The following is a 10,567-nucleotide window of genomic DNA, read 5'->3' as shown; positions in this document are numbered from 1 at the left end:
CCGGCAAACCCGGCGCGGTTCACATCGGCAGGCAGGTCTCCGGCGTGGTGCGGCGCGAGGGGATCTCCTGGACGATCGGACGGCAGAGAAGTGGGCCCAGCGTTTCGTGAAGGGCAGTCTGGCGAATTGCCTTGATGGCATGCATCGATCCGAAAACGCTCTTCGTCGCACATGGTGCGAACGGCGCTTTGCGCGTCCAAGTCGATCGTTCCGATCGCTCATGGTGGTACTGAAAGCGGACGCTTTGCATTGGATTTTCAACGTCAGCACTGCGAGATATGGCAGTCTCCTGATGTTGTCGTCAGACGTCGCCCAGCGAAGCCCGTGGTCGATCACGTCCAGTATCAGCGTAAGCGATCTCGTCGATGCCATTGCCGCTTGGGAAGCTGTAAACGACCATGATCGGCGCCTACCTCAGCATCATGATGTCGATCACCGCTTTCGGGCTGATCGTGCCGATCATCGCCACAACGTTCGCCACTAAATATTGTTCAGGGTGTTCATTGTGTCCGGCATCCGCTTCAACGAGTTCGCTATGTGTTCGCGCCAGCGGGGGCCGACGCCCATTGCGGTTTCATAGGCTCGGCGCAGATCGTCCGGCCGGTCCTCGGCCATCGCCTCGATCAGAAATTCCGCCTGCTCGCGGTCCTTCGACGCTTTCAGGCTGCCCGCACCATCGCGCCGCCGATCAGCGATAATCAGCTTGTGGATCGCGTACCTCTCGGGGCGGGGCACCTGCACCAGAACGCCGGATCTATAGATGGCCGCTGCGTGGATCGGTTCGGCGATCAGGAAATTCAGATAGTTCAGTGCCTGCGCGTTGACGCCGAGTGCGGGCAGGTCGCGGATGGTTTCCTCACCGAATGCGGGGGTGAGGAACTCGACCAACTGGCCACTGCCGCCCTGCGCCCAGCGCCATGTGCGCCCTTGATCGAGTTCTGGGAGGGGATCGAACTTCAGCGCCGAGAACGTCTCGGCCAGGCCCGGGTCGACCTGATCCTCCAGAGCGACGCTGAGCTTCTCGAATTGGGCGATGTCGATGTCGCCGGTGTTTGCCATTCCACCCAAGGGCAGGCGGATGCCAAGCTCACCTTCATATAGGCGAAACGCATTCGTCCCGACGATGGTGCCGCCCAGCCGAAATGTCCCTGCGTCCGCCATGGCGGATAGGATGGAACCGGTCGCCCGGTCCGTCGGTGTCATGCCCTCCGCCCGCAGCAGACGGACCAGCCGTGACCGCTCAGCCTGCCGTTCCTTCGCTGTCGTGTGCAGTGCCTCGATACGGTCGATGCGCTCGCGCGTTTCGTCGCTGTCTTCGCCGATGTAGAAGAAGCGCATCTCTGATCCGACGCGGCGTGCGGCATACCAATAGGCCTTGTCGCCGCGTTGTTTTAGGGTCGGTTTGCCCTCGACACCGGACACTGCATCGTCCCTCAAGAGCCGTACCAGATCGGTATACGCGCTCATCGCGATGCTGCTGAGTGGAGTCATGCCTATCACTTTCAATTTTTGCTTGGCACATATATGCCTATCAAAAGTTCAAATTGCTAGGCATTTCTGGAAAAAAGAATCTGGCAGCATAGATGCGGCGAATTGACTTTTATCCCTGAGCCACCTTTCAACAACCGCTTTAGGCTCATCGAAACCGGCTTTCGCCAAAGATAGCTTGGCCGGCTGCTTCGCGCGACATATCGGTCTTTGAGACCAGCTTTGCCGCTTCCTGCAAGCAGACATGGTCAGAGCATCGTGACTGCACCAGAAGCAATCGTCTAGGCTTAGAATGCAAACGTCTCACTTGAAGCAGTGCCAGCCGTTTGCCACGCTGCCGACATCATATCGGCTGGCGCAATAGGAGTAGGACGCGCAGAGGATGGCGAGCTACAAATTCAAGGTTGGAAAGGCGCCGCTCGATGATATCGGCCGGGGTCGAGTCCGCATCCACTACAGCCGACGCAATGGGGCCAAAAGGTTCACTGTGTTCAGAATTTCCAACGGCGATGTGTTCTTTCTAGCAAGCGTTCTCGGGCACGAAGAAGAGGATGACAAGATACTGCTGGACATCGACCAACGTGCTGACCTGAGCGTTGACGAAAACGGTTCTATAGAATTGACGCTGACGCGAGTGGGGTTCTGCGGCAGGGTTCGCTGGTATTTGTCGGTGCCTGATCCAGCCGTGCATGTTCCCGCGTGGCTTGCCGTCTGGTCTGTTGCGCTGGGTGCTCTGGGATTGATTTTGGGCTCTATTTCTCTGGCCCGTTGAGGTGCTGCCTACCACACGCAGTGCGCTAGGACAACTTCGGCACCCTGCCTGGCGCAGTTTAGGTCCTCGTCAAGAGAGGCTGTGCCGGGCCAGAAACCGCCCTTGTTGTCACCGCAATATGTATTGGGGATGATGTGTGGTCACTCTATTGCACGCGAAAGACATCCAATCCCAAACGTGTTAGTTCTTCTCCGATCATTGTGGAGGGCAGAATGGCTCGGAAGGTATTCTTCAGTTTTCACTATGACCGAGACGTGCACCGTGTCGTGCAAGTGCGAAATTCTTGGGTAGTAAGGGCGAACGGTGAGGCTCCGCCATTCTATGACAAAGCTGAATTCGAGCAGGCCAAGAAGCGCGTAGGCGGTATCGAAAAGTGGATTGAAGAACAGATGAAAGGTACATCCGTGACCGTCGTACTGTTTGGCGCTGAGACTTATGAGCGTGAATGGGTCAGGCATGAGATAAAGCGCAGCTACGAGCTTGGAAAAGGTCTGCTGGCGATCGACATCCACAATGTCAGACATCCTCAGACCGGTGCCGACAATCAAGGTAAAAACCCCCTTTCCTATTGGCAGGTCGATAGAGGTGGGCAGAAGGTGCCCTTAAGTTCGATCTACAGCGAATATGACTGGGTACGAGACGACGGCTACACAAACATGCCCAGTTGGATCGAAGCGGCCGCCCGCGCCGCTGGAAGGTAGGATATGGCGATCGTCGGCCGGACCCGGTTCCTGAAGGAGTTCCCGGCAGCTCTGCATGAGGGCTCGGCTGCGGTCTTCATCGGTGCCGGCGTATCCATGGCCGCCGGCTATCCCTCTTGGGCCTCCCTCCTGCGAGAAATAGGAGACGAGTTGGGCATTAACTCGAGCGATATCCATGATCTCGCTGCCCTTGCGCAGTGGCATATCCGCGAGAGCGGAGGCGCTACCGGTGTTCGCAACGTCATCAAGCACGAGATCGGCAAAGACAGGAAGGTGCCGGAAACGCTGGAGACTCTAGCAAGACTTCCGCTGCGCCACATTTGGACAACAAACTATGATCGGCTGACGGAGCGTGCATTCGTTGCGGTCAATCGGCCCATCGATGTCGTTTCAGGTGCCAAAGATCTTAGCCTCAGGGCAACCCCGGGCGCCGCACGACTGTACAAGATGCATGGCTCTGTCGATCGGCTCGATGATATCGTCATTTCTACTGACGACTATGAACTGTACCGTTCTCGGCGTGGTGCATTCTCGACACTGCTACAGGCGCATTTGAGCAGCATGTCGATGCTGTTCGTCGGCCTAAGCCTCACCGACCCCAACATCCGTCACGTGCTGTCGCTTATTCGTGAAAGCTTCACAGATGCGCCGCCGGAGCATTTTGCGCTCCTGCGCCCACCCAGAAAGGACGATTTCGCGTCCAATAAGGAGTATCGAGCACGAGCCGCTCAGCATCGGCTCTGGGCGAAGGATCTCAGCCGCTACGGCCTATTGGCCGTAGAGATTGATGATTATGACGAGGTTCCCGCGCTGTTGCGCGAGGTCGAACGTCGGGTGGCTGCTCTACGGGTATGGGTAAGCGGTAGTTGGCCGCTCGACATACCCGATCCACACACCGCCAGCCTGTATCGCTTCTCGGAAAATGTCGGACGCCTGATCGGAACAAGCGGGCGCGATCTCGTCAGCGGGTCCGGCATGCTGGTGGGACCGGCGGCCATCGCTGGCTTCATCGAGTCCCTCAGGGAGGGAGGGGGATGGGATGTCGATCGCCGACTGATAGTACGTGCCTTCCCGCAACCGCTTGCCGGAGACTCGGCAGATAAGGCCAGATGGACTGCACTACGGACGGAACTCGCCCGACTCGCCGGCGTCGTCGTGTTCGTGGGTGGGGGAAAGATGACGGGCGGTCTTATCACTCCGGCTGACGGCGTTATGGAAGAATATGCATTGGCCAAGGAGGCAGGTGCGTTTCTGTTGCCGATCGGAGCTACGGGTGGAGCTGCTGGCCGAATCGCTGATGAGCTCATGGGCTCCGCTATCGCATCGAGCGGGCCCGACGCGCAGAGACCGAAGGATGAAGAGCTGCAGATTCTTGCCAATTCCGCAGCGGATTTGGAGCAACTTACGTCGCTGATCGCGGATATACTGAAACGACTAGCTGAAACCGACTAGGTGCCGGGGGCATATGCCGGAATTCATCACGCGTGACGAATTGCGTCAGATCGCTGCCAAGCGAACTCCGAGCGAACGGGCTTCGATACGCAAAACCGCCTCAGAGCGACCTTTGGAGGGCTCCACGTTCCTATCACACTCGACCAAGGATGAGGACCTGGTCATAGGCTCCACGATCATCCTCGAGAACCACGGGGCGAAAGTTTACACCGACAAGGTCGATCCGGAGATGCCACCTTACACGACAGAAAAAACGGCATCCCTACTGAAGACGCGCATCAGGCAGACCAAGCGCTTTGTTCTTCTCGCCAGCAAGAACAGCAAAGAGAGCCGCTGGGTACCTTGGGAACTCGGGGTCGCCGACGGGTTCAAGAGCATCGACAAGATAGCCTTATTCCCATCCGCCGACGATACCAACGACATGACCTGGGCCACGTGGGAGTATCTCGGCCTGTATCCCCGCATAGTGTGGGGGCCCATGAGGGGGAAAGAGAAGCCGCTCTGGATGGTCTGGGATCATAAGACCAATACCGCGACGCCCTTGTCCGATTGGCTCGCCGGCTGGTAGCTGATGTTCGCCCAGCCGCGCGCCGCAGGGCCAAACCGTTGCGAAAGCGCGGCCGCGGCCGATATCGGATCATTGAATGGTAGCGAGAGCGGACAGCGTCGCGCCAGTTCACGCCTCAATTCCAGCAGGTTGGCGGTGCGTAAGTCGCATCGAGCGGTTTTGGACCCGCTCAAGGACAGGGACGGAGGTTCATTGATCGTCTGTGGCAAGGCCGAGGTCGCCGCCGAATAGACACCGATGACGAATGTCCGCTTACCAACGTCCTTTGCCCGCCACCGGACAGTCGGCATCCGGCCCCAAATACGCCGTTTCGGAAATCAGCTTGGCGACGTCCGGGCATGTCCGCGAATCGTCGATCGAGAAGGCCGCGGCGGCCGGCTCAATTGCACCCACCGTGGACATCCCGGAAACATGCCTTCGACTGGCCGCTTAACGCAACCATGCGATCAAAACCGGCCGCTTGATCGCACCTGATCGCACATAGGGGCACTTCGATTTCCTGACATTCGGCACCATTCTTTCTCGATCTGCCAAAACAGCGGAGCAGCGCTGATGACACCGACGAAGCTCCTTGTCGGCCAAGTCACTGTCGTGTTCGCCATTGTCGTCCTTGGCGTATGGGCGGCGACGCAGTGGTGCGCCGAAATGCTGGGCTATCAGGAGCAACTCGGCTCGCCATGGTTTGTGGCGGCCGGCTGGCCGATTTACAAGCCGTGGAAACTGTTTGTTTGGTGGTTCCAGTTCGGAGCCTATGCGCCGGAGGTTTTTGACAGGGCGGGCATGCTGGCTGGCGCCAGCGGCTTCATGGGCTGCGCCGCGGCGATCGCAGGCTCGCTCTGGCGGGCCCGGCAGCGCGGACTGGTCACGACCTATGGCTCATCACGATGGGCCACGAGGCGGGAAATCGAAAGGTCGGGGCTGTTTCGGCCAGCCGGCGTTTTCCTAGGTAAACTGCAGGATCGCTATCTCCGTCACGATGGACCAGAGCACGTGATGGCCTTTGCGCCGACGCGCTCGGGCAAGGGGGTGGGTCTGGTTGTGCCGACGCTTCTTTCCTGGACCGGCTCGGCGGTCATCCACGACATCAAGGGCGAGAACTGGCAATTGACCGCTGGCTGGCGATCGAAATTCTCGCACTGCCTCCTGTTCAATCCGACCGATCCGCGATCGGCGCGCTACAATCCGCTCCTGGAAGTGCGCAAGGGTCCGCACGAGGTTCGCGACGTCCAGAACATCGCGGACATCCTCGTCGATCCTGAAGGTGCGCTGGAGCGGCGGAACCATTGGGAGAAGACCAGCCACGCTCTGCTGGTCGGCGCCATCCTGCATATTCTCTACTCCGAGGAGGAGAAGACGCTTGCCCGGGTCGCCACTTTCCTGTCGGATCCCCAGCGATCTTTTGCCGCGACACTGCGGCGGATGATGACCACCAATCATCTCGGTACCGCGAGAAAGCCTGAGGTGCATCCGGTGGTCGCCTCGGCAGCCCGCGAGGTGCTGAACAAATCGGAAAACGAACGCTCCGGCGTCCTGTCCACGGCGATGAGCTTCCTCGGGCTTTATCGCGATCCGACCGTGGCGGCGACGACATCGGCCTGCGACTGGCGCATCGCCGACCTCATGGATGCGAACTTGCCGGTGTCGCTCTACCTCGTCGTGCCGCCGTCGGATATCTCGCGCACCAAGCCGCTGGTGCACCTAGTGCTCAATCAGATCGGCAGGCGGCTTACGGAACGGCTTGAAGGCGATCCGAAGAAGAGCCGCAAACACCAGCTGCTCATGATGCTGGACGAGTTTCCAGCGCTCGGTCGGCTCGATTTCTTCGAGACGGCTTTGGCCTTCATGGCGGGCTACGGCATCCGCGCCTATCTGATCGCGCAGTCGCTCAACCAGATCTCCAAGGCCTATGGCGAGAACAACGCCGTTCTCGACAATTGCCATGTGAGGATTGCTTTTTCGTCCAATGACGAGCGCACGGCCAAGCGCATCTCGGACGCGCTCGGCATGGCGACGCAATTGCGCGCCATGCGCAACTATGCCGGCCATCGGCTGGCACCCTGGCTTTCGCATGTCATGGTGAGCCGCCAGGAGACGGCACGCCCGTTACTGACACCGGGCGAGGTGATGCAATTGCCGCCGGCCGATGAATTGGTGCTGGTCTCCGGCCTGCCGCCGATCCGCGCGAGCAAGCTGCGATATTACCAGGACAGAAACTTCACCGAGCGCGTTCTGCCTTCGCCGGTTCTGCGCGACGGTCCCTATGCGGATTGCCCTGCTCAACGTCCCGGCGACTGGAGCGGCCAGGTGCGCGGCGTGGACCGCCGTCTTGCCGCCGAGGGCGGGTGTGCCGACACCACACCCGGAGACGACGGCGGCGTCCAGCAGCAGCGTCATCCGGGATTGCCCGCACAAAGCGAAAGGAAAGCCGAACAGCCCGACCAGGGTGAGCTGTTCAAGCCCGCCGACGATGACAGCGAGACGGTCGCCGACAGACAAGTCATGGAACGGATTTCCAATGCCGCGCGCGCCTACGGCATCAACGAGGGTATGGGCGAGGACAAGGATATTCTGCCCGGTTTCTGACGTTTCCGTGGCCGGGCGCATCTCAGCGTAGATAAGGGCCATAAGCGATTTTCGGCTTTTGAACCATGCTCGCTCCGCATCCGGCGCATCAGTGCTGGTCAACTGGAACGAGCCGCATGAAGCCCGAACGCATCCGTCATCAGTTTCTCCTTGATCCCGAGTTGAGCAGGAAGCTCGATCAACTCAGCCGCAATCCCTCGACCACCAAGTCGGAGATCGTGGCGAAGGCGGTCGAGGCCTTCATCGACCATCGCGGTGAGAACGAGCTCGACCGGCGTTACGGCAGGAGGCTCGACCGTCTTTCGCGCGATCTCGATCATGTCCGGCGCGATGCCGAGATGATTCTGGAGAGCCTGGCGCTCTTCATCCGTTTTTCCATCACGCTTCACGCCCACACGCCGGTTCCGGACAAGGCGACACAGGCGATCGCGCAGGAGCGCTTCCGGAAATTCGTCGAGCAGGTCGGCCGCCAGATCGCGTCGGGCAAGCGTTCGCTCGATGAAGGCGATGGCGGGGAGGGAGGTGAATGACCACTCATCCCGAGGCCGATCACCGCCGCCGCGCCATGCTGCGCACCGCGATGGGGCAGGCGATCGCCGATGCACTGGCCGATCCCTCCGTCATCGAGGTGATGGTCAATCCCGACGGCGCGCTGCGGCTCGACCGGCTGGGGGAGGGCCGGGTCGACAGCGGCGTGCGCATGCATCCGTCCGAGGCGGAACGCATCATCCGCCTGGTCGCCTCCCACGTGCGCGCCGAAGCCCATGCCGACAATCCGATCGTCAGCGCCGAACTGGCGTCAGGCGAACGCTTCGAGGGCGTGCTGCCTCCGGTGGTCTTGGCGCCATGCTTCGCCATCCGCAAGCCGGCCGCGAAACTCTACACGCTGGCCGATTACGTCACCGACCGGATCATGATGCTGGTCCACGCCGATGCGCTCAGGAAGGCGGTCCGGGAACGTCGCAACATCCTGGTCGTCGGCGGCACGTCGTCGGGTAAGACGACGCTTGCCAATGCGCTGCTCGCCGAAGTGGCCGAATGTGACGAGCGCGTGATCCTGATCGAGGACACACGCGAACTGCAATGCGCGGCGAAGGATTGTGTTGCGCTCCGTACCAGACGTGGCTTCGTCTCCCTCGCCGATCTCGTGCGCTCGACGCTGCGCCTCAGACCCGATCGCATCATCGTCGGCGAGGTCCGGGGGGCGGAAGCCCTCGACATGCTGAAGGCGTGGAACACCGGTCATCCGGGTGGCATTGCTACAGTCCACGCCAATTCGGCGCGCGCGGCGCTCTACCGTATCGAGCAGCTCGCCCAGGAAGCCGTCGTCACCGTTCCTCGCCACCTCATCGCGGACGCCATCGATCTGATCGTCTTCATCGCTGGGCGCGGGTCGTCGCGCCGCATCGACGCGATCGCCGAGGTCACCGGTCTCGACGGCAATGGCGACTACGCCGTCATGCAGCTCACCCTCCCACAACTCCAGCAGCTTTGAGAGAATTTTCATGCGCAAGAAGCTTCGTTTTCTATCGTCGACCACCATCGTATTTGTCCTCACGGCGCCGGCCCATGCGGCAGGTTCAGGCATGCCGTGGGAAGAGCCGCTGCAGCAGATTCTGGAATCGGTGCAGGGGCCGGTTGCCAAGATTATCGCGGTGATCGTCATAATCACCACGGGTCTGACGCTCGCCTTCGGCGACACGGCGGGCGGATTCCGCCGATTGATCCAGATCGTCTTCGGCCTGTCGATCGCCTTTGCCGCTTCGAGCTTCTTCCTCTCCTTCTTCTCCTTCGGCGGCGGGGCGCTCGTCTGATGGCGACCGGCGAGCAGCATATCGAAGGTTTCGAGGTTTCGGTCCATCGATCGCTGACCGAGCCGATCCTGCTTGGCGGTGCGCCGCGTGCTGTGGCGATCCTCAACGGCACGGTAGCTGCGGCGATCGGGCTCGGGATGCAGCAATGGATCGCCGGCTTGTTGCTCTGGATTGCCGGCCACACGTTGGCGGTTTTTGCCGCCCGCCGCGATCCGGATTTTGCCAGCGTGCTCGTCCGTCACCTTCGCCAGAAGGGTTGGCTCGCATGCTGAACCTTGTCGAATACCGCAGCCGGGCCGACCGGCTTGCCGACTATCTTCCATGGGCGGCATTGGTCGCGCCCGGCATAGTTCTCAACAAGGACGGCAGTTTCCAGCGCACGTTCCGGTTCCGCGGGCCCGATCTCGAAAGCGCGACGGAAGCCGAGCTCGTCGGCATCTGTGCGCGGGCGAACAATGCGCTGAGACGGCTCGGCTCCGGCTGGGCATTATTCTTCGAAGCCGAGCGCATCGAGGCGCTGGACTATCCGAACTCGCAGTTTCCCGACGCCGCCTCGTGGCTGGTCGACGAGGAACGGCGCGCGGCATTCGAGGGCAAGATCGCGCATTTCGAGAGCCGCTATCACCTGACCCTGTTGTTCATGCCGCCACCGGATGGCCAGGCACGCGCCGAAAGCGCCCTGGTCGAGTCCGATCATTCTGAAGGACAAAGGAACTGGCGCCAAGAGTTGACGCGGTTCCGGGACGAGACCGACCGGGTGCTCGATCTCCTGTCAGGCTTGATGCCCGAAGTGCGCGCACTCGACGACGCCGAGACGCTGACCTTCCTGCACGACACGATCTCGACCAGGCGTCACGCGGTCGCCGTGCCGGAGACGCCGATGTATCTCGATAGCGTGCTGGTCGACACGCCGCTCACCGGCGGGCTGGAGCCGATGCTCGGCAACCAGCATCTGCGTACGCTCTCCATTCTCGGTTTCCCGAATACCACCCGGCCCGGAGTCCTCGACGCGCTCAATCATCAGGATTTTACCTATCGCTGGGTGACCCGCTTCATTCCCCTCGACAAGGCGGAAGCCACGAAGACGCTGACCAGGCTGCGCCGGCAGTGGTTTTCCAAGCGCAAGTCGATCGCGGCGATCCTGCGCGAGGTGGTGACAAACGAGCTGAACCGCGCCGGGTTTGCCGGA

Annotated in this window: 12 protein-coding genes; 11 read left to right on the top strand and 1 reads right to left on the bottom strand. The window is 60.8% G+C overall.

Annotated features, from left to right (window positions below):
* The first annotated feature begins 23 nt into the window (after positions 1 to 23).
* Positions 24 to 110, top strand: coding sequence for a hypothetical protein (locus NA8A_RS25745; RefSeq protein WP_420864582.1), 87 nt, complete (start codon positions 24 to 26; stop codon positions 108 to 110).
* Between the two features lie 370 nt (positions 111 to 480).
* Here NA8A_RS25745 and NA8A_RS23800 read toward each other — a convergent pair whose 3' ends face one another.
* Positions 481 to 1,467: a nucleotidyltransferase family protein gene (locus NA8A_RS23800; protein WP_240532852.1), complete on the bottom strand. Its 987-nt coding sequence runs from the start codon at positions 1,465 to 1,467 to the stop codon at positions 481 to 483.
* Positions 1,468 to 1,870: 403 nt separating this feature from the next.
* On the opposite strand from NA8A_RS23800, the gene NA8A_RS23795 reads away from it, so the two are divergent.
* From NA8A_RS23795 to NA8A_RS23750, 10 genes are all read left to right on the top strand, one after another.
* Positions 1,871 to 2,260: a hypothetical protein gene (locus NA8A_RS23795; protein WP_009453002.1), complete on the top strand. Its 390-nt coding sequence runs from the start codon at positions 1,871 to 1,873 to the stop codon at positions 2,258 to 2,260.
* A gap of 212 nt (positions 2,261 to 2,472) precedes the next feature.
* Complete coding sequence (locus tag NA8A_RS23790) at positions 2,473 to 2,961, top strand: TIR domain-containing protein (RefSeq protein WP_009453001.1); 489 nt, start codon at positions 2,473 to 2,475, stop codon at positions 2,959 to 2,961.
* A 3-nt stretch (positions 2,962 to 2,964) separates the two neighbouring features.
* Positions 2,965 to 4,413: an SIR2 family protein gene (locus NA8A_RS23785; protein WP_009453000.1), complete on the top strand. Its 1,449-nt coding sequence runs from the start codon at positions 2,965 to 2,967 to the stop codon at positions 4,411 to 4,413.
* Positions 4,414 to 4,426: 13 nt separating this feature from the next.
* Complete coding sequence (locus tag NA8A_RS23780) at positions 4,427 to 4,981, top strand: toll/interleukin-1 receptor domain-containing protein (RefSeq protein ID WP_009452999.1); 555 nt, start codon at positions 4,427 to 4,429, stop codon at positions 4,979 to 4,981.
* A 552-nt stretch (positions 4,982 to 5,533) separates the two neighbouring features.
* A complete protein-coding gene (locus NA8A_RS23775; protein ID WP_009452998.1) occupies positions 5,534 to 7,564 on the top strand; it encodes a conjugal transfer protein TraG in 2,031 nt (676 codons plus the stop codon).
* Between the two features lie 116 nt (positions 7,565 to 7,680).
* Entirely contained in the window at positions 7,681 to 8,094 is a 414-nt protein-coding gene (locus NA8A_RS23770) for a CopG family transcriptional regulator (RefSeq protein ID WP_009452997.1), read from the top strand.
* On the top strand, positions 8,091 to 9,059 hold the full coding sequence (trbB, locus tag NA8A_RS23765; RefSeq protein WP_009452996.1) for a P-type conjugative transfer ATPase TrbB: 969 nt from the start codon (positions 8,091 to 8,093) through the stop codon (positions 9,057 to 9,059). The genes NA8A_RS23770 and trbB overlap by 4 nt, the downstream gene beginning before the upstream one ends.
* A 10-nt stretch (positions 9,060 to 9,069) precedes the next feature.
* The gene (locus NA8A_RS23760) at positions 9,070 to 9,378 is read left to right on the top strand and encodes a TrbC/VirB2 family type IV secretion system protein (RefSeq protein WP_009452995.1); all 309 of its coding nucleotides are present in this window, start codon (positions 9,070 to 9,072) and stop codon (positions 9,376 to 9,378) included.
* Positions 9,378 to 9,650, top strand: coding sequence for a VirB3 family type IV secretion system protein (locus tag NA8A_RS23755; RefSeq protein ID WP_009452994.1), 273 nt, complete (start codon positions 9,378 to 9,380; stop codon positions 9,648 to 9,650). The genes NA8A_RS23760 and NA8A_RS23755 overlap by 1 nt, the downstream gene beginning before the upstream one ends.
* A partial coding sequence (locus tag NA8A_RS23750; protein ID WP_009452993.1) for a VirB4 family type IV secretion/conjugal transfer ATPase occupies positions 9,644 to 10,567 on the top strand: 924 nt, incomplete at its 3' end. The genes NA8A_RS23755 and NA8A_RS23750, both read left to right, overlap by 7 nt.

The sequence above is a fragment of the Nitratireductor indicus C115 genome (assembly GCF_000300515.1).
Lineage (GTDB): Bacteria > Pseudomonadota > Alphaproteobacteria > Rhizobiales > Rhizobiaceae > Nitratireductor > Nitratireductor indicus.
The sequence above is the reverse complement of the archived record's forward strand: the minus strand, read 5'-3'. Positions and strand labels throughout refer to the sequence as shown.